Below are 18,257 nucleotides of genomic sequence, written 5' to 3' on the forward strand. Positions count from 1 at the left end.
GAGTGGCGCGAGAATTGCCTCTCGCCTGGAGCTAACCTTTCCTACCAGGGGCTTCCCCTTTACTGACGCTGCCGGGGGGTGTACACAGCCCTGACCAGCCTGCGAGTTCCATGCCCCCGACATCTAGAAAAGGGGCACGGAACCTACCGGAGCGATGCATGACCACAAGAACAATAAGCAGCGACCTGATGCGCGAAGCCCACCTGGCCCGTGAGCGCCTGCAACAGGAGGGCGAAGTCCCCAGCGGCGTGCTCCGCGAGGAGATCGACGCTTCCTGGCGGCGTAGTCTCGACCACGGCCTGGACTGCGCCAGCGGCACCGAGCAGGGCCTCGACACTCGGGTCAAGCCGGACGTGCTGCTGGCCGGCAACCGCCAACTGCTCGACGCCGCCACGCCTGAACTCGACTACCTGCAGCAGCGCCAGGGCCACGACGGCGTGATCATCCTGGCCAACGCCGACGCCACCATTCTGTCCGTCGAAGGCGCCCGCGAGCGCATGCAGAGCAAGGGCCTGGCCGACATCGTCCAGGGCGCCTGCTGGAGCGAAGCCTCGCGCGGCACCAACGCCCTGGGCACCGCGCTGGTGGAAAAACGCGCCACGCAGATCGACTGCGGCGAACACTTCCTCGACCGCCTCAGCCGTTTCTCCTGCACCTCGGTGCCCATCGAAGGGCCGCAGGGCACCTTCCTCGGCGTACTCGACATGACCCGCGAAGGCCCGCTCTCCGGCCCGCGCGAAAGCCTCTCGCTGCTCAGCCTCGCGGTGTTCCAGATCGAGGCGCGGCTGTTCGCCGTCAGCCATCCGGGGCAGGTGGTGATCGCCTTCCATTACCGCCGCCAGTACCTGGATTCCGCCTGGCAGGGCCTGCTGGCGCTGGGGCTGGACGGCAAGGTGCTGGCCGTCAGCGGCCAGGCCTGCCAGTTGCTCGGCGCGAATCGCGAAAGCCTGGTGGGCCGGCGCAGCGAAGACTTCCTCGGCCTGCGTGGCGACCAACTGCTCGGCCGGCTCTACCAGGGCGGCGTCGGCAGCCTGCAGACGCCCAAGGGCGAGCTGTTCTACAAGACGCTGCAAGCGCCGCTGCGCAGCCACGGGGTGCCGGTCAGCAACCGCGCGCCACGCCAGGCCACTGGCCCCGACCTCGAAGCCCTCGCCGGCAGCCACCCGCGCTACGCCCGCGCCCTGCGCATGGCGCGCCAGGGGCTGGTGAACGAACTCCCGGTATTGCTGCTGGGCGAAACCGGCAGCGGCAAGGAAGTGGTTGCCCGCGCCCTGCACCAGGCCAGCGCCCGCAGCGACAAACCCTTCGTCGCGGTGAACTGCGCGGCGATCCCCGAGGGCCTGATCGAGTCCGAACTGTTCGGCTACCGCGACGGCGCCTTCACCGGCTCGCGGCGCGGCGGCATGGTCGGCCGGCTGCAGCAGGCCCACGGCGGCACGCTGTTCCTCGACGAGATCGGCGACATGCCCCTGGCCCTGCAGGCGCGCCTGCTGCGCGTGCTGCAGGAGCGCAAGGTGGCGCCGCTGGGCGCCGGCGAGGAGCAGGACATCGATGTCGCGCTGATCTGCGCCACCCACCGCGATCTCAAGCGCCTGGTGGAGGAAAAGCACTTCCGCGAGGACCTCTACTACCGCGTCAACGGCATCAGCGTGAAGTTGCCGGCACTGCGCGAGCGCGACGACCTCGCCGAGCTCGCCAGCGGCCTGCTGGCGCGCATGGCCGCGCCGAAGGTGAAGCTCTCCGCCGAGCTCCTCGGCCTGCTGCGCGAGTACCACTGGCCGGGCAACATCCGCCAACTGGAGATGGTCCTGCGCACCGCGCTGGCCATGCGCGAGGAGGGCGAGACGGAACTGAGCCTCGACCATTTGCCCGACAGCACCCTGGACGAACTCGCCGCCGGCGAGCGCCCGCAGAGCGGCAGCATCCGCGCGAACGAACTGGAGCTGATCCGCCAGGCGCTGGAGCGCCACCAAGGCAACGTCTCCGCCGCCGCCGACGCGTTGGGCATCAGCCGTGCCACGCTGTACCGCAAGCTCAAGCAACTCAAGGTGGGCTGATGTTCTTCACCCGCCTGATCGAGAGCGACGACCCGCAGGCGCTCAAGGCTTCGCTGCGCTGGCTGTACGGTTTCGTACGGCCGCACAAGATGGCCATTGCCGGCCTGCTCGGGTTGTCGTTCTGTGCCTCGATCCTGGTGCTGGCGCAGCCCTGGTTGACCAAGATGCTGATCGACGACGGCCTGCTGGCGAAGGACTTTCCGGTGCTGGTGATGGTCGCCAGCGCGATGATAGTCGTCGGCCTGGTCGGGACTGTGTTGTCCGGCCTGAACCGCTACCTGCACACGCGCCTGTCCGGGCGCATCCTGTTCTCCCTGCGCGACGCGCTGTACCGCCACCTGCAGACGCTCTCGCCGAGCTTCTTCGGCCGCCGCCGCATCGGTGACCTGATGTCCCGGTTGGACGGCGACGTCGCCGAGATCCAGCGCTTCGCCGTGGACTCGCTGTTCTCAGCCGTCTCCAGCGTGATCGGCCTGGTCGGCGCGCTGGTGCTGCTGCTCACCCTGTCCTGGAAACTCTCGCTGCTGGTCGCGCTGCTGATCCCGCTGGACGTGCTCTGGCTGCGCTGGATGCGGCGCAAGGTGGAGCGCGAGGCGCGCGGCCTGCGCGAGCGTTCGGCGGACCTGTCGTCGTTCTTCGTCGAGACGCTGCCGGCGATGAAATTCATCCAGTCCGCCGGCCAGCAATCCCGCGAATCCGGGCGCCTGGAAGGCCTGGGGCAGGGCTATCTCGGTCAACTGCTGCGCCTGCAACTCACCGAGTTCTTCACCCAGGCCGTGCCCGGCACGCTGATGTCGCTGTCCCGCGCCTGCGCCTTCCTGGTTGGCGGTTACTGGGTGGTGCAGGGCACCTGGCAGCTGGGGTCGCTGATCGCCTTTTCCACCTATCTGGGCATGGCCATCGGCCCGGTGCAGAGCCTGCTCGGCCTCTATGTCGCGCTGCAGCGCATGACCGTCAGCCTCGGCCGGGTGATGGAGCTGCGCGGCGAGGAAGCGACCATCGTTTCGCCCGCCGCGCCACGGCCGATGCCGGCGGTGGGCGAGCTGCGCCTGGAGAACCTGCACTACGCCTGGCCGGGGCGCGCTCAAGCGGTCCTGCAGGACGTGCAGGCGGTGATTCCGGCGGGCCTCAAGGTCGCCCTGAGCGGCCCGTCCGGGGTCGGCAAGAGCACCCTGATCGACCTGCTGCAACGCTTCTACGACCCCGATCAGGGGCGCATCCTGCTGGACGGTATCGACCTGCGCGAACTCGACCTGCACGCCCTGCGCCGGCGCGTGGCGGTGGTCAGTCAGGACATCGTGCTGTTCCGCGGCAGCCTCGCCGACAACCTGGCCTACAGCGCGCCCGAGTCGAGTCGCGAGGCCATCGACAGGGCCGCCCGCGCGGCACAGCTGGACAGCCTGATCGCCAGCCTGCCCGAGGGCCTCGACAGCCCGCTGGGCGAGCGCGGCCAGCAGCTTTCCGGCGGGCAGAAACAGCGCATCGCCATCGCTCGCGCGCTGCTGCAGGACCCGCTGATCCTGGTGCTCGACGAAGCCACCTCGCAGGTGGACGAAAGCACCGAGCGCGAGGTGATCGCGGCCATCGACCGGCTGTTCGCCGGGCGCACGCGGCTGCTGATCAGCCACCGCACCTCGACCCTGGCCGCCGCCGATCTGCACCTGGAGTTGCAGGATGGACAGATGCGTGTGCGTGAGACGCAGCCGGTGCAGCACCATGAGGCCTGAGTTGCGGGTTGGGGTGGTCGATAGTGGTTTCGCCGATGCTCAATCCGCGAGCGTCAACGCTGCGCGGCGGTTCTTCCTGACTAACGACGGTCACTCTGACGGCGAGCCTGTGGCGGATGCCCTGGGCCACGGCAGCGTCGTCTGCGAAGCGATTCTTTCCCATGCTCCCGAAGCTCGCCTGTGTGTCGCCCAGGTCTTCGATGAACGTGGCGTGACCAGCCCGCTGCAGATCGCCGCCGCGCTGCACTGGCTCGGCGAGCAGGGCGTGCGGCTGATCAACCTGAGCCTGGGCGTGCGCCAGGACCGGCCGATCCTGCGCGAAGCCGTGACGGAGCTGATCGAGGCCGGCGTACTGGTTTGCGCGTCCAGCCCGGCGCGGGGCGAGCCGGTGTTCCCGGCGAGCTACGCGGGGGTGATCCGGGTGACCGGCGATGCCCGTTGCGGCGAGGGCGAGTGGTCCTGGCTGGACAGCCCGCAGGCCGATTTCGGTGCGGCGGTGAAGGTGGGCGGGCGTTCCGGTGCGAGCCTGGGATGCGCGGCTTTCAGCGGGCATCTGGTGGACTTGCTGCGCGAACGGCCGGAGTTGTCGAATGTGCAGCTCATCGATGTCATGCGTGAGCGGGCGGCTTTTTGTGGGATCGAGCGGAGGGTGGGGTTGTGAGTGAGGGCTGCCGGGGCATGAGCGAGCTCCCCATCCTGATCCTCGGCGCCGGCCCCGCAGGAGCCGCCGTCGCCCTCGGCCTGCGCCGCCTCGGTCATCCCGTCATCGTCATCAGCGAGTGGCGCCGCTTCGCCGCCGTGGAAGGTGTGTCCCAGCGCGTGCTGGAAGGTCTGCGCAATTCCGGCCTGAACCACGCGCTGGAGTGCGCCGCGCCACCCTCGCAACGGCGCGTGCACTGGAACGGCGTGGAAAGCGCGCAGAACATCGAATGCATCCTCGACCGCCCGCGCTTCGATGCGGGGCTGCGCGAGGACCTGAAAGCGGCAGGTGTCGAGCTGATCGAAGCCCGGGTGCTGGCGGTGGTGGATGAGGGTACCGGCTGGCGTGCGAAGCTCGAGGGCGGGCGGGAAGTGCAGGGTGCCTTTCTGGTCGAGGCCCGAGGCCGGCAGGCGCCACTGAACCAGAAGGGCAGCAAGGCCCGGCGCGGCCCGGAAACCCTCAGCCTGCTCAATCGCTGGCAGGGCGCGTCCGGCCCGCTGGCGACGGCGGTGGAAAGCCTGGCCGATGGCTGGGCATGGATGGCGCGGCTGGAAGATGGCCGCTGCTACTGGCAGTGGACCCTGGATGTCGCCAGCAGCCGGCTGCCGCCACGCGAACAACTGCTGGATTACTGCCGCGAGCGCCGCGCCGCATCGAAGTTGGTCCGCCAGTTCTTCGGTGAGATCGAAGAGCGCGAGCTGGACCTGCACGCCCGCAGCAGCACGGCGATCCTCTGCCTGGAAGCCTGCGGCGACACCTGGATTCGCGTGGGCGATGCGGCGATGGCGGTGGACCCGCTGTCCGGCAACGGTATCTTCCAGTCGCTGTCTTCGGCGTTGCAGGCGCCGCTGGTGATCAACACCTTGCTGCGGGCGCCGGAGCGGGCGGAGTTGGCCAAGCGCTTCCATCAGCGGCGGGTCGAGCAGTTGTTCCTGCGTTTCGCCCGCGTCGGACGGGATTTCTATGCCAGCGAAGAGCGGTGGCTCGACCAGCCGTTCTGGCAGGCCCGCCGCGCCTGGCCTGACAAGCAGCCGAGCCACGCGCCGGCGGACTTCGCCAGCCTGCGCATCGAGCGCGCCCCCGTGCTCAAGGGCGAGTTCGTCGATGAGGCGGAAGTGGTGGTCAGCGTCGACCAGCCGCTGGGCATCTGGCACCTCGATGGGCTGGAGCTGGCGCCGTGGCTGCGACGGATTCGCGAGGAGCCCGAGGCCCAGGTGCTGGCCGATCTGCCACCGGAACGCCGCCGGGCGTTCCAGGGCTGGCTATTGGCGCAGGGCTATCGGCCGCAGTCGTAGGCACAAGCCCTAGGACTGGCTTTTCGTAGGAGCGAGCTTGCTCGCGAAGCAAGGTTCCCGGCGACGCTGGTGCCGGGCAGGTTCGCGAGCAAGCTCGCTCCTACAGTGACTGCGGGGCTTTTGTAGGAGCAACTGTCTTTTTCAGGGAGTTCCTCGCTGGACTTTCCCCCCTCACCCCAGCCCTCTCCCTCAGGGAGAGGGGGCAGTCCGTACCGGCTGACACCTAGGCTTCCTCCTGCACCGAACGGTTCCCTCTCCCGCTTGAGGAGCGGGGCGCGCAGCCAGGGTTAGGGTGAGGGGCTCCTGATCTCGTAGGAAGCGGATCAGTCGTCCTTGCCCAGACTGGCCGCCGTCTGCCCGAACAGGATCTTCTTGCCTTCCTCGGTGACCGAGGGCCGCGACTGGAAGGGCTTGCCCTTCTCGTAGGCGCGCACGGTGGCGGGGCGGGTGGCGATGGTTTCGAACCAGCGCTTGAGGTGCGGGAAGTCGTCGAGGTCCTGCTGCTGGCGCTCCCACGGTACGACCCACGGGTAGCTGGCCATGTCGGCGATGCTGTAGTGCTCGCCGCCGAGGAAGGGCACCTTCTTCAGGCGCCGGTCCAGCACGCCGTACAGGCGGTTGGTCTCGTTGACGTAGCGCTGCATGGCGTAGGGCAGCTTCTCCGGCGCGTACTGCACGAAGTGGTGGTTCTGCCCGGCCATCGGGCCGAGGCCGCCGACCTGCCAGAACAGCCATTCCAGCACCGTCTTGCGTCCGCGCACGTCGCTGGGCAGGAACTGCCCGGTCTTTTCCGCGAGGTAGACGAGGATGGCGCCGGACTCGAACACCGTGATCGGCTCGCCGCCGTCGGTGGGCGCGGTGTCGATGATCGCCGGCATGCGGTTGTTCGGCGAGAAGGCGAGGAAGTCAGGCTTGAACTGGTCGCCGGCGCTGATATCCACCGGGTGGATACGGTAGTCGAGGCCGGTTTCTTCCAGGAACAGGGTGATCTTGTGGCCGTTGGGGGTGGGCCAGTAATACAACTCGATCATGGAACCTCCTTGGGTGGGACGCCCCGGCACGGCGCCGGGGCGTACAGCGCCCGCGCCGAGGAGAACGGCGTAGGGCGAGGCGCTGAGGATAAGCCTTACTGGCGGTCGATCCAAACGGTCTGCGGGTTGAGGAACTCGCGCAGGCCGAAGTGCGACAGCTCGCGACCGAAGCCGCTCTTCTTCACACCGCCAATCGGTACACGGGGATCGGAAGCCGAGAAGCCGTTGATGAACACGCCACCGCTGACCAGGCGACGGGCCATCTGCTGGGCGCGGGCCTTGTCGGCGCTCCAGATGGCGCCGGAGAGGCCGAACTCGCTGTCGTTGGCCAGCTCCAGGGCATGCTCGGCGTCGCGGGCGACGATCAGCGAGGCCACGGGGCCGAAGATTTCCTTCTTGAACGCGGTATTGCCCGGCTTGACGTCGGCCAGCACGGTCGGTGCGTAGTAGTTGCCTTCGCCATCGAGCTTGTGGCCGCCCAGCAGCAGGGTGGCGCCATCGGCGATGGCCTGCTGTACCTGGCTGTCCAGTTCCTCGCGCAGGTCGAAGCGGGCCATCGGGCCGACGAAGGTGTCGTCCGCCAGCGGGTCGCCGATCTTCAGGGCCTTGACGGCGGCCAGCAGCTTCTCGGTGAAGGCCGGGGCGATGGATTCTTCCAGGATCATGCGCTTGGCTGCGATGCACACCTGGCCGCAGTTGCCGAAGCGGCTGGCGACGGCGGCTTTCACCGCGGCGTCGAGGTCGGCGTCGGCGAGCACGATGAAGGCGTCCGAACCGCCCAGCTCCAGCACGCACTTCTTCAGCGCGGCACCGGCCTGGGAAGCGATGGCGGCGCCGGCGCCGACACTGCCGGTCACGGCGATGGAGGCGATGCGGTCATCGGCGATGGCCTTGGAGACCAGCGGCGGCTCGACGTTCAGCACTTCGAACACGCCTTCGGGCAGGCCAGCATCCCGCCAGGCTTTTTGCAACTGATAGGCGCAGCCCATGACGTTCGGCGCGTGCTTGAGCACGTAGGTGTTGCCGCCCAGGATGATGCTCACCGCGCCACGCATGACCTGCCAGGTGGGGAAGTTCCACGGCATCACGGCCAGTACCGGGCCCAGCGGCAGGTAGGAGATGTACGCGCCCTCGATCGGGGTCTTCTCGTCTTCGAGCATGGCCGGGCCGTTGTCGGCGTACCACTCGCAGAGGTTGGCGCACTTGTTGATCTCGCCACGGGCCTGGGTGACCGGCATGCCCATTTCCCGGGCTTCCATGCGGGCCATCGGCTCGACGTTGGCGCGCAGGACTTCGGCCATCTTGCGCAGCACGGCGACACGTTCGGCGATGCCGGTGTCGCGCCATTGGCGGAACGCGGCATCGCTGCGAGCCAGCGCGGTTTCCAGCTGGGCGGCGTCCTCGAAGGTGTAGCGGGCCAGTTCCTGGCCGGTGGCGGGGCTGCGGGAGATGGCAGCGGGGATGGCGGCGATCTGGTTCATGGTGAGTCCTGCTTGTTCTGTTTAAGGCGCAAGGCCGGTCGTTCGTCCGGGCGGGTGGCTCCGGGATGGCGCAGAAATTAAGATGCGCAACCATTCATGTAAAATGAATAATCAAGAAAGACTCTTTCTCTCGGAGAGAATCATGGACCTTACCCAGCTGGAAATCGTCCGCGCCGTCGCCGCCGAAGGCAGCATCACTGCCGCCGCGGCCCGTCTACATCGCGTGCCGTCGAACCTGACCACGCGGATCAAGCAGCTGGAAGCGGAACTGGGCACCGAGCTGTTCATCCGCGAGAAGCTGCGTCTGCGCCTGTCACCGACCGGGCGCAGCTTCCTCGATTACGCCGAGCGCATCCTCGATCTGGTGGAAGAGGCCCGGCAGGTGGCGGTGGGCGCCGAGCCCCACGGCGGCTTCTCCCTGGGCTCGATGGAGAGCACGGCGGCGGTGCGCATCCCGGAGATGCTGGCGCGCTACCACCAACAGTGCCCGAAGGTGCAACTGGACCTGTCCACCGGCCCCTCCGGCGAGATGATCGACGGCGTGCTCTCCGGCCGCTTCATCGCCGCCTTCGCCGACGGCCCGGCCAACCACCCGCAACTGGACGGCCAGCCGGTGTACCGCGAGGAACTGGTGCTGATGAGCGCCAGGTCGCACCCACCGGTGCACGACGCGCGGGACGTGGCGGGGGAGACGGTGTTCGCCTTCCGCGACACCTGCTCCTACCGCAAGCGCCTGGAGGGCTGGTTCGCCGAGCACCGGGTGGTGCCGGGCAAGATCGTCGAGATGGAGTCCTACCACGGCATGCTCGCCTGCATCGCGGCGGGCGGTGGGGTGGCGATCATCCCGCGGGCGATGTTCGACAGCCTCGCCGGCGGTCGCAACGTGACCATTCACCGCCTGGCGCCGCATCATGCCGACGCCACCACCTGGCTGTTCTGGCGGCGCGGCACCGATACTCCGGCGCTTCGCGCGTTCATCGGACTGCTGGAGCCCGAATCGACGGCCGCCGAGGTCGCCTGAACTCAGCCCGTCGCGCGCTCGTCCTCGACCCACAACTGGCGCAGGCCGCGACCTTCTCGCAGCAGGAAGAGCGCGCCCAGGCCATGCTCGCGCGCCACCTGCGGGCCGCGCTCGGGACCCAGCACCATCAGCGCGGTGGCCCAGGCGTCGGCGAGCATGCAGGTCGGCGCCAGCACCGAGACCGAGGCGACGGCGTTGTCCAGCGGCGCGCCGCGCAGCGGATCCATCGTGTGGGCGTAGCGTTTTCCGTCTCGCTCGTGGAAATGCCGGTAGTCGCCCGAGGTGGCCAGCGCGCCATCGCCCATCTGCAGCACGCCGAGGGCCGTGCGGACGCCTGCCTGGGGGCGCTCGATGGCCACTGTCCAGAGCTGGCCGCCTGGCTTGGAGCCGCGCGCGCGGAACTCGCCGTCGATGCTCACCAGATAATCGTGGATGCCGTGATCCTCCAGGCAGCGGGCCAACTGGTCGACGCCGAAACCCTTGGCGATGCCGGAAAGGTCCAGTTGCACCGGATGGCGCTTGCGCACGCGGCCGCCCTCGAAGTCGAACTCCAGCGCTGCTGCGGCGCTGGACCTCGGCTGGCTGCGGAGCGCGTCGCGCCGGGCATCGTCGGTGAACCCGCCCGGCGGGCCGAAGCCCCAGGCGTCGACCAGATCGCCCACCGCGATGTCGAAGGCGCCGGCGGACTCGGCGCCGACCTGGATGGCGGTGTGCAGCACCCAGAGCAGTTCCGCCGGCAGGGTCATCCAGGTGCCCGCCTCCAAGGCATTGAAGCGCATCAGTTCGGAGTCGGGCCGCCAGTTCGACATCTGCCGGTCCACCTGGGTGACGGCGAGCTCCAGCTGTTGCGCCAGCGCTTCCCGGTCCAGCGTGGCGGGGCTGTAGAACAGCGCGCGGTAGCGCGTCCCCATGACGGCGCCGTTGAAGTCGTAGCGCCCGGTGCTTGCGGGTTCAGAAAAGGTCTTCACGGTAGCGGCCTCCGGCTCTGAGATGCTCCACGCTCAGCGCCAGCGGGCCGAGCAGTTCGTCGATCGCCTTGCGCACGCCCTCGGCCATCCCGCGTCCGCCGCAGACCAGTACCTGGGCTCCGGCGGCCAGCAGCTGGCGCAGCTCGGCTGCGTCGCGGCGCAGGTGGTCCTGCACGTAGGCCCGCTGCGGGCCGGCGGAAAACGCCATGCGCAGTTCGCGCAGGCGGCCGTCGGCGCGGGCGCGGTCGAGGTCGGGGGCGAAGGGCACGCCGGCTTCCGGCACCCGTCCGCCCCAGTAGAGGTAGAGCGGGCGCTCGCAGCGGTTCTGCCGGACGAAGCCGACCAGCGGGCCGATGCCGCTGCCCGCGCCGATCAGGATCAGCGGCGTCTCGCCCGGCTGCGGTCGGAATTCGCGGTGCGGCTGCAGCGTGGCGGCGATCTCATCGCCGGGCCGCAGGCCGTGCAGGTAGCCGGAGCAAAGGCCGCCGGGACGCAGGCGCACGCAGATATCCAGCAGGCCGTCGCTGCTGTCGCTGGCGAGCGAGTAGCGGCGCGGCGCGGCAGCACCGGGCGTGTGGACCGCCAGCAGGTCGCCCGCCTGGTAGGCCGCGATGCTGCCGAGCGCGGCGAAGCGCAGCACCACCAGGGGGGTGTCGCCAGGTGCATCGTGCAGGTGCCGCTCGATCAGCCTGAAACGGGACTCGGGGCGCGCCATGCCGACCTCGCCGATGCGCAGGGGCAGGCCCAGTGCGTTGCCGAGTTCGCCGGTCCAGGTGGAGAAGTCTTGCGGCTGCGCGGCTTCCATGTCCCGGCGCGGCAGCAGGCGTTGCAGGCCCCGGCCGGCGAGTGCGGCGTCCACCTCCGCCGCGTACTGGCAGAAGCGCGGGAAGCGCCGGTCGCCGAAACCGAGTACGGCGAAGCGCGCGTCTGCCGGCAGGCGCAGATGACCGAGGTGGTCGAGGAAGCCCACGGCCGACTGCGGCGCGTCGCCATCGCCATAGGTGGCAGTCAGCACCAGCAGTTCGCGCGCGGCGGGAAATGCCCGCGCGCCCTGCTTCAGCGGGGCGCTGTGCACGCGCCGGCCGGCGGCCGCCAGTGCGGCCTGCAGCGCCTGGGCGAAGGCCCAGGTGCCGTTCGTCTCGCTGCCCACCAGCAACACGCATTCGGCGCTGTCGGCGCTCGCCTGCCCGGCGTCGCGCACGGGAGCGCGGCGACGGCGCAGGAGCAGCAGCAGGCCGGTGATGCCCAGCAGGGGCACGCCCAGGGCCGCCAGGCCGAGTACGGGACTGGCGGCGCCGAACAGCTCGCCGCTGTGCAGGTCGTAGATGAATTCGTTCAGGCGACGCGCCGGAGCGTGGGGCAGGTAGCCCAGCAGCTCACCGCTGACCGGGTCGACATAGCCGTCGCCCTTGGCGGTGCGCAGCGTGTAGGCGGACTGGGAGGCCCCGGCGACTGGGAATTCCAGTTCGCGCAGTTGCCGGAGCGGCACATCGAGCAGCGCCTTGAGCTCGCCGGGAGCCTGCGGCGTACCCTGGGCCAGGTGCGTGGGGAAGGCCGGTTCCTGGTCCGAGCCATCGGGGATCAGCTCGAAGTGCACCGCCGACAGGTAGATGCCGCTCAGGCCGAACAGCAGGGCCACGGGCAGCAGGGCTCGGCCGACCTGATTGTGCCAGCGCGAAGCCGCGTCGCCGCGAACCGGGCCGGCCAGCTTGCGCCAGCCGCCCTGGCGACGGGCCAGCAGTATCAGGCCGGAGACGCCCAGCAGGAGCATGCCGAGCGCGCCGGCGCCGGCCAGGGCGTGCCCCGGCTCGCCCAGCAGCAACGCACGGTGCAGGTCGTGGGCGACGCGGTACAGCGGCGAGGGTTCATAGGCGTCCAGCACCGAGCCGTCACGCGCGGAGATGCGCAGCGCACCCTGCTCGTCGTAGGCGATCAGCAGGCCGGAGGCATGGCGCTCCAGGCGCTCGATGCCGGGCACCTGCTGGCTCACTTGCGCGGCGATCTGCGCCACGCTGCGGGACGGCTCCCCGCCGGCCGCCAGGCGCTCGGCCAGGGGCTGGGTGGCGAGCAGGGCGCCGCTACCGGCCAGCAGGAGCAGCAGGGCGGCCAGCAGGATGCCGGGCCAGGCGTGCAGTCGACGAAGCATGGCGGCCTCCGTCCTCAAAGCTGGTAGCGGAAGGCCGAGACATAGCCGCTGCCGGCGTTGTCCTTGCCGGCGCCGTCGCGGGTCAGCGGCACCTGCACCTCGGCGCGGTTGGAGCGCTTGTCTTCCACGGCGCTGTCGATGCGGATCTGGTAGCCGGCGTCGATCAGGCTGTCGGCCACCTCCACCGAGACTTCCAGGGTGTCGCCGCTGCCGACGCTGGCGCCGCTCAGGCCGTCGAGCTCGGCGGTGCGCAGGCCGCTGCCGCGGGCCCAGTCGGCCAGGTGCTTGTAGTACTTGGCCTTGCGCCCGGCGACCCACAGCGTGCGCTGGTACTGGCCGTCGGCATCGGTCAGGTAGATGGCCAGGTAGGCCTTGTCGCCACGGTATTCGTCGAGGGTGGTGCTCAGCGTGAGCTCGCGGGCTTCAGCCAGCGCCGGGCCGGCGAGAGCGCCAGCGACGGCCAGGGTGGCTACGGCAGTCTTCATGATGGAGTCTCCTGCGGGGGGAGGCTCTACTCTGGGCGCGGGCGCTTAAATAAAGCTGAACCTTCCCGGAGTGGCGCTTCAGACTGCATTCAGAAAACTCTGCTAGGGCGCGGTGTCTTCTGTCCGTTATCGGACTACCGGACGAGTCGCCCGCCGGGGCCGACAGCGGCCTGGGACGGGGCCTTCCGGGCACTGTTTCAACGGTGCTACGTATCGCGGCGGAGACAGTCGCGAAATACTCGCAATTGCCCCTTGCAGAGCCATCATGCTGCGCTAACGTGTGCTTCTCTGTCCGTCGTGCGAAGGCGGCAAATGCTCTTCGCGGCAGGGCGCTTTCTTCCCGTTGGCCCTTCGCCCGGAGCGCATGATGGACACACGCAGCAAGAGCCGCCGCGCCAACTCATTCCAGATCGGTGTCATGGGCACAGGGCTGGTCTGCCTTGCGCTGGTGCTCGCCGGCCTGCTGGTGGCCCTGTGGCCGCAGCTGTATCCCAGGTTTCCGCCGCCGGGCGCGGTCGGCGACTCCGGCGTGCAATGCCTGGCCGGCTGGTGTCCGGGGCCGGACGCGCGGCTGCTGGCGATGGTCATGGTCGCCGGCGGGTTGGGCAGCTTCGTGCATGTGGCCAAGTCCTTCGGCGACTTCGTCGGCAATGAGCGCTTCATGGCCAGCTGGATCTGGTGGTACGTGCTCAAGCCCTTCATCGGCATGATTCTCGCGGTGATCCTCTACCTGATTGTCCGTGGCGGCTTCCTCACTGTCAGCGCGTCCGGCGAGGCGAGCAACGTCAACCTCCACGGGCTGATCGGCATGGCCTGCCTGGCCGGCATGTTCGCCAAGCAGGCCACCGACAAGCTCAGCGAACTCTTCGACAGCCTGTTCCGCACCCGCAGGGCGGCGAGCGACGCCAAGCGCAAGGATGTCCTGGAGAACCCCGTCGCCTGCATCATCGATGCGCAACCACCGATTGCCGGCCCGCAGGCGACCTACATCAATCTGCGCGGTACGGGGTTCGCCCGCGGTGCGCGGGTGCAGGTGAACGGGGAGGGGCGCGAGACGACGCTGGCCGACAGCACCCGGCTGGCCTTCCAGTTGCTGCCCGAGGATGTGGCGCAGGCTGGCGCCCTGGTGGTGGCGGTGGTCAATCCGCCGCCCGGCGGCGGATCGTCGGCGCCGCTGATGCTGGCTGTCGGCGGGCCGGTGGCGGCGGTCGATGTCGCTCCCGTGGCGGCGCTGAGGGCGCCCATCGAGGAGGAAATGGCGATATACGATCACCGGTAGGGCCTGCCGGGGTCTGTAGGAGCGAACCTGCTCGCGAACCGCCTGGCACCGGTGTCCGGCAGGACTCCGTTCGCGAGCGAGCTCGCTCCTACAGAACGGAAAAAGCCCCGCGGGTGCGGGGCTTCTTGTGCGCGGTGCCGGGTCAGACGTGGCTGTTTTCCGCCTCGCGCAAGGGGCGTTTGTGAGCGGAGGCGTGGTGGTCGTCGCGATCGTCATGATCATCGTGAACCAGCGGGACTTCCTTGCCATCGCAGTCGTACAGCTTGCCGTTCTGGAAGTAGTCGCCTTCGTTCAGCGCGGCGATGTCGCGGTAGCGCAGGGTGCGCTCCTCGGCGGCGACGAACACCGACTGCTGATCCGAGTTGCCGGTCTTGAAGTGGTTGAACAGCAGGTTCAGACCGATGGCCATGATGGCCGCGGAACTGATGCCCGAGTGGAAAATGGTGGCGAACCAGCTCGGGAAGTGCTCGTAGAAGCTGGGCGCGGCGATCGGGATCATGCCGAAGCCGATGGAGGTGGCGACGATGATCAGGTTCATGTTGTTGCGGTAGTCCACGGTCGCCAGGGTGCGGATACCACTGGCCGCCACGGTGCCGAACAGCACGATGCCGGCGCCGCCGAGGACGGAGGTGGGCACGGCGGCGATCACGCGGCCCATCACCGGCAGCAGGCCGAGGGTGACCAGGATCAGGCCGCCGGTGGCCACCACGTAGCGGCTCTTCACGCCGGTCACGGCGACCAGGCCGACGTTCTGGGCGAAGGCGCTCTGGGTGAAGGAACCGAAGATCGGCGCGATGATGCTGGAGGCCATGTCGGCGCGTAGGCCGTTGCCCAGGCGCTTGGAGTCGACCTTGGTGCCGATGATTTCACCGACGGCGAGGATGTCCGCCGAGGTTTCCACCAGGGTCACCATGATCACGATCAGCATCGAGATGATGGCCGCGATGTGGAAGGTCGGCATGCCGAAATGGAACAGCGACGGCATCGCCACCATCGGGCCTTCGGCCACGCGGGAGAAGTCGGTCATGCCCAGGGCGGCGGCGATCAGGGTGCCGATCACCATCGCCAGCAGGATCGACAGGCGCGAGATGGTGGCGCTGCCCAGCTTGCTCAGCAGCAGGACGATCACCAGGGTCATGGCGGCCAGGCCGATATTGTCCATGCTGCCAAATTCCGGGGCCTTGGAGTTGCCGCCCATCGCCCAGCGCGCGGCGACCGGCATCAGCGTCAGGCCGATGGTGGTGATCACGATGCCGGTGACCAGCGGCGGGAAGAACTTGGTGATGCGTGAGAACACCGGTGTGATCAGGAAGCCGATGAACGATGCCGCTATCACCGCGCCGAGCACGGCCGGCAGGCCGCCGCCTTCATAGCCACCGCCGAGGATGGCGATCATGGTGGCCACACCGGCGAAGGACACGCCTTGCACCAGCGGCAACTGACAACCGAAGAAGGGGATGCCCAGGGTTTGCAGCAGGGTGGCCAGGCCACCGGCGAAGAGCGAGGCGGCGATCAGCATGCCGATCTCGCTGGGTGAGAGCCCGGCCGCCTGGCCGAGGATCAGGGGCACGGCGACGATGCCGCCATACATGGTCAGAACGTGTTGCAGGCCGTACGCCAGATTGGCGCCGATACCGAGGTTCTCATCTTCCGGACGTGTTCCGACGGACGCTACAGCTGAACGATCATTCATGACTGAGGACTCGCTTGTTTTTGTTGTGTGGGCACTGTAGACAAAATCCGTATGAAATATCTACTGATTTGTATACATGTTTTTGTCCGATGGTCCGAAATCTGACCGATCGGTTACACGCTGGCGGATCGCGAATGCCTCTGGGATGGGAATCTTGTAGAGCTAACGATGTCGATATTGATGTACACGATATGGTATATACATTGCGCTCAAAAAGGATTAGATGTGGGTACAAAAAGATATGGGCACCTGCCAATACAGCTATCCAGACCCGCATCCGTCGTGCTCATGGCCCCGATCGTTGCCTGGCCCGTTCCCTCACGGCGACCGCTCCTGATATAACCCTTCGCCACGGTCGAGCGGGTCGCAACAACGGAGCAACGATGGCGCTTCCTCCACTTCACAGCTTCAGGGTGTTCGAGAGCGTTGCCCGGCTGGGCAACCTGGCGGCGGCCGCCGTGGAGCTGCACGTCACTACCGGCGCGGTCAGCCAGCAGATCAAGTCGCTGCAGGGCAGCCTGGGCGTCGAACTGTTCGAGAAGAGCGGTCGGCAACTGGTGCTGACCGCCAGCGGGCGGGAATTGCAGAAGCGCGTCGCCAGCGCGATGGGAGAGATCACCGAGGCTGTCCAGGCATTGCGCGCCGGTGGCCAGCGGGAACCGGAGCGGGTCGGGATCACGCTCTCCATTCCTCCGGCGGACGGCGTTACCTGGCTGGCCACGTCGCTGTTTCGTTTCATGGAGGATTCGCGGGCGATCAGCCTGAGGGTGATTGCCGCCACCGGATTTCACCAGGTGGACTGGCGCCGCGCCGATGTCGCGGTGGTCTATGGCACGCCGCCCTGGCCGGGCTTCTGGTGGCGGCTGCTGCATGGCATCCGCCTGACGCCAGTGTGCAGTCCGCAGTTCCTGCGTGGGCCGCAGGCCATCCGCGAGGCGGCGGACCTGGTGCGGCACCGGTTGCTGCACGAAGACGACGGCAGCCAGTGGCAGCACTGGCTGGCCGAGGCCGGGTTCAGCCGTGGCGGCGCCGAGGACATCCATTTCGAGGACTTCGGCATGGTGCTGCAGGCCGCGCGGGATGGTTTCGGCGTGGCGCTCAGCGATGAGACGGTTTCGCAGCGCGACCTCGACGAAGGCCGGCTGGTACGCCCGCTGCCGATCTCGGTGGCGGCGGTGCACAACTACTACGTCGTCTGCTCCGAGGCAAAACGCCAACGCCCGGAGGTCCGGGCGTTCATCGACTGGTTGCTGTCGATAGGCGAGTAGGGCTCGGCCGGGGAGTCCGGTTTTCTACTGCGGGTTGGGCGAACCTGTAAAAAGGCTGTCTGGGCCTCCCCTCGGTCCTACAAAGAGCTGCGTTCAGTAGCCGTAGCCGCGGCCATCGATGAACTGGATGTCGGTGAGGATGCTGATGTCCTTCTCCACCTTGTACAGCTCCGAGCTCTTGATCAGCTCCTGGTCGCTGAAGGCTTCGCCCTTGGCGCGGCCAGCCTGGATCTGCTGCATCTTGTCGCGAATCGCCACGACGTCGGCGTAGGTCATGGCCGGCACCTTGCTCGGATCCTCGTCGGCGTGGGCCCCGTAGAGGGTGGTCTGTGGGTTGATCACCTTCAGCGTGGCGTCCAGCGAGGCGACGTAATCCTTCAGGTTCCCCGCCAGCAGCCAGGACGGATAGAGGTGGTCGCCGGAGAGCAGGATGTTGTGCGCCTCGTCATACAGCACGACTTCGTCCGGCGTGTGGCCGGGCATGCTCAGCAGGCGCACCTTGAGACCGCCCAGGTCGATCACCTCACCGGGTTTCACCAGCCGCGACACCTTGAAGGGCGCCAGGGTCATGTGGTCGATGTTGCCCAGGTAGACCGGCTCCGGTATCTGGTAGAGACCGTCGGCGCGGCGGAATTTCGCGGTGAAGGGCGTATCCGGCAGGTAGATGCTCTGGAAGTTGTGCAGCCCGCCCAGGTGGTCGAAGTGCAGGTGCGAGGGCAGCACCGACAGCGGCTTGTCGGTGATGCGTCGGGCCACCTGGGTGATGTCTTCCTTCTGGTTGGCGCCCGAGTCGAACATCAGCGCCTGGTCCGTCCCCACCAGCAGGTACGAGTAGTTCTTCTGGTAGTAGTTCGGCTCGCCGATCGCATAGAGAAAGTCGCTGAGCTTGTGTACCACGAAGGCTTCCGCATTCGCCTTGGCGCCGTCGCCCGCCAGGGCCGGGAGTGGCGCGCTCAGCAGCGCGGTGGAGGCCAGGGCAAGCACCTTGAAGAATGTTCGCATGGGGGGTGAACCTCTTTTTTGTTGTTCCGGATCGGTTGTTGGCAGAGCGTGTTCTGCCGGGCCCATCTCACCGTCCGGGCGAGCGCACTTCAATGCACGTTTTT

14 protein-coding genes are annotated in these 18,257 nt (G+C 68.1%); 7 read left to right on the plus strand and 7 right to left on the minus strand.

Annotation, left to right across the window (positions count from 1 at the left end; translation table 11 throughout):
• Positions 1-158: 158 nt before the first annotated feature.
• The 4 genes from H681_RS11440 to qhpG are packed head-to-tail and all read left to right on the plus strand — an operon-like array spanning position 159 to position 5,779.
• Positions 159-2,057: a sigma-54-dependent Fis family transcriptional regulator gene (locus tag H681_RS11440; protein WP_041711922.1), complete on the plus strand. Its 1,899-nt coding sequence runs from the start codon at positions 159-161 to the stop codon at positions 2,055-2,057.
• Positions 2,057-3,784, plus strand: a complete 1,728-nt coding sequence (locus H681_RS11445; RefSeq protein ID WP_015477019.1) for an ABC transporter ATP-binding protein — start codon at positions 2,057-2,059, stop codon at positions 3,782-3,784. The genes H681_RS11440 and H681_RS11445 overlap by 1 nt, the downstream gene beginning before the upstream one ends.
• Positions 3,774-4,445 carry a subtilisin-like serine protease QhpE gene (qhpE, locus tag H681_RS11450; RefSeq protein ID WP_041711924.1) on the plus strand — a complete coding sequence of 224 codons (672 nt, stop codon included), beginning with the start codon at positions 3,774-3,776 and terminating at the stop codon, positions 4,443-4,445. The genes H681_RS11445 and qhpE overlap by 11 nt, the downstream gene beginning before the upstream one ends.
• A gap of 17 nt (positions 4,446-4,462) precedes the next feature.
• Positions 4,463-5,779, plus strand: a complete 1,317-nt coding sequence (gene qhpG / locus H681_RS11455; RefSeq protein WP_015477021.1) for a flavin-dependent monooxygenase QhpG — start codon at positions 4,463-4,465, stop codon at positions 5,777-5,779.
• 323 nt (positions 5,780-6,102) lie between these two features.
• Here qhpG and H681_RS11460 read toward each other — a convergent pair whose 3' ends face one another.
• Positions 6,103-6,810, minus strand: coding sequence for a glutathione binding-like protein (locus tag H681_RS11460; protein WP_015477022.1), 708 nt, complete (start codon positions 6,808-6,810; stop codon positions 6,103-6,105).
• Between the two features lie 95 nt (positions 6,811-6,905).
• On the minus strand, positions 6,906-8,291 hold the full coding sequence (locus tag H681_RS11465) for an NAD-dependent succinate-semialdehyde dehydrogenase (protein WP_015477023.1): 1,386 nt from the start codon (positions 8,289-8,291) through the stop codon (positions 6,906-6,908).
• A 142-nt stretch (positions 8,292-8,433) separates the two neighbouring features.
• Between H681_RS11465 and ptrR the strand changes: the two genes are divergently transcribed.
• Positions 8,434-9,312, plus strand: coding sequence for a putrescine utilization regulator PtrR (gene ptrR / locus H681_RS11470; RefSeq protein WP_015477024.1), 879 nt, complete (start codon positions 8,434-8,436; stop codon positions 9,310-9,312).
• A 2-nt stretch (positions 9,313-9,314) separates the two neighbouring features.
• Here the strand turns inward: ptrR and H681_RS11475 are convergent, their stop codons facing one another.
• The 3 genes from H681_RS11475 to H681_RS11485 are packed head-to-tail and all read right to left on the minus strand — an operon-like array spanning position 9,315 to position 12,911.
• The gene (locus H681_RS11475; protein WP_015477025.1) at positions 9,315-10,280 is read right to left on the minus strand and encodes an FAD:protein FMN transferase; all 966 of its coding nucleotides are present in this window, start codon (positions 10,278-10,280) and stop codon (positions 9,315-9,317) included.
• The gene (locus tag H681_RS11480) at positions 10,264-12,426 is read right to left on the minus strand and encodes a PepSY domain-containing protein (protein WP_015477026.1); all 2,163 of its coding nucleotides are present in this window, start codon (positions 12,424-12,426) and stop codon (positions 10,264-10,266) included. The genes H681_RS11475 and H681_RS11480 overlap by 17 nt, the downstream gene beginning before the upstream one ends.
• A gap of 14 nt (positions 12,427-12,440) precedes the next feature.
• The gene (locus tag H681_RS11485) at positions 12,441-12,911 is read right to left on the minus strand and encodes a DUF2271 domain-containing protein (RefSeq protein WP_015477027.1); all 471 of its coding nucleotides are present in this window, start codon (positions 12,909-12,911) and stop codon (positions 12,441-12,443) included.
• A gap of 367 nt (positions 12,912-13,278) precedes the next feature.
• On the opposite strand from H681_RS11485, the gene H681_RS25510 reads away from it, so the two are divergent.
• Positions 13,279-14,190, plus strand: coding sequence for a hypothetical protein (locus H681_RS25510; RefSeq protein ID WP_157883316.1), 912 nt, complete (start codon positions 13,279-13,281; stop codon positions 14,188-14,190).
• Between the two features lie 142 nt (positions 14,191-14,332).
• On the opposite strand, the gene H681_RS11495 is transcribed toward H681_RS25510, so the two are convergent.
• The gene (locus tag H681_RS11495) at positions 14,333-15,883 is read right to left on the minus strand and encodes a nucleobase:cation symporter-2 family protein (protein ID WP_015477029.1); all 1,551 of its coding nucleotides are present in this window, start codon (positions 15,881-15,883) and stop codon (positions 14,333-14,335) included.
• 383 nt (positions 15,884-16,266) lie between these two features.
• Here H681_RS11495 and H681_RS11500 point away from each other — a divergent pair, with 383 nt between their 5' ends.
• The gene (locus H681_RS11500) at positions 16,267-17,151 is read left to right on the plus strand and encodes a LysR substrate-binding domain-containing protein (protein WP_015477030.1); all 885 of its coding nucleotides are present in this window, start codon (positions 16,267-16,269) and stop codon (positions 17,149-17,151) included.
• 93 nt (positions 17,152-17,244) lie between these two features.
• Here the strand turns inward: H681_RS11500 and H681_RS11505 are convergent, their stop codons facing one another.
• Positions 17,245-18,153 (minus strand): MBL fold metallo-hydrolase, encoded by a 909-nt coding sequence (locus H681_RS11505; RefSeq protein ID WP_015477031.1) that lies wholly within the window; start codon positions 18,151-18,153, stop codon positions 17,245-17,247.
• Between the last annotated feature and the right edge of the window lie 104 nt (positions 18,154-18,257).

It is taken from the genome of Pseudomonas sp. ATCC 13867, from assembly GCF_000349845.1.
Classification (GTDB): Bacteria; Pseudomonadota; Gammaproteobacteria; order Pseudomonadales; family Pseudomonadaceae; genus Pseudomonas.

Excerpts from the sequence above, each read along its gene's own strand:
- qhpE (WP_041711924.1), top strand. The coding sequence starts at position 3,774 with ATGAGGCCTGAGTTGCGGGTTGGGGTGGTCGATAGTGGTTTCGCCGAT.
- H681_RS11505 (WP_015477031.1), bottom strand. The coding sequence starts at position 18,153 with ATGCGAACATTCTTCAAGGTGCTTGCCCTGGCCTCCACCGCGCTGCTG.
- qhpG (WP_015477021.1), top strand. The coding sequence starts at position 4,463 with ATGAGCGAGCTCCCCATCCTGATCCTCGGCGCCGGCCCCGCAGGAGCC.
- ptrR (WP_015477024.1), top strand. The coding sequence starts at position 8,434 with ATGGACCTTACCCAGCTGGAAATCGTCCGCGCCGTCGCCGCCGAAGGC.
- H681_RS11480 (WP_015477026.1), bottom strand. The coding sequence starts at position 12,426 with ATGCTTCGTCGACTGCACGCCTGGCCCGGCATCCTGCTGGCCGCCCTG.
- H681_RS11460 (WP_015477022.1), bottom strand. The coding sequence starts at position 6,810 with ATGATCGAGTTGTATTACTGGCCCACCCCCAACGGCCACAAGATCACC.
- H681_RS25510 (WP_157883316.1), top strand. The coding sequence starts at position 13,279 with ATGGACACACGCAGCAAGAGCCGCCGCGCCAACTCATTCCAGATCGGT.
- H681_RS11440 (WP_041711922.1), top strand. The coding sequence starts at position 159 with ATGACCACAAGAACAATAAGCAGCGACCTGATGCGCGAAGCCCACCTG.
- H681_RS11465 (WP_015477023.1), bottom strand. The coding sequence starts at position 8,291 with ATGAACCAGATCGCCGCCATCCCCGCTGCCATCTCCCGCAGCCCCGCC.
- H681_RS11495 (WP_015477029.1), bottom strand. The coding sequence starts at position 15,883 with ATGAATGATCGTTCAGCTGTAGCGTCCGTCGGAACACGTCCGGAAGAT.
- H681_RS11485 (WP_015477027.1), bottom strand. The coding sequence starts at position 12,911 with ATGAAGACTGCCGTAGCCACCCTGGCCGTCGCTGGCGCTCTCGCCGGC.
- H681_RS11445 (WP_015477019.1), top strand. The coding sequence starts at position 2,057 with ATGTTCTTCACCCGCCTGATCGAGAGCGACGACCCGCAGGCGCTCAAG.
- H681_RS11500 (WP_015477030.1), top strand. The coding sequence starts at position 16,267 with ATGGCGCTTCCTCCACTTCACAGCTTCAGGGTGTTCGAGAGCGTTGCC.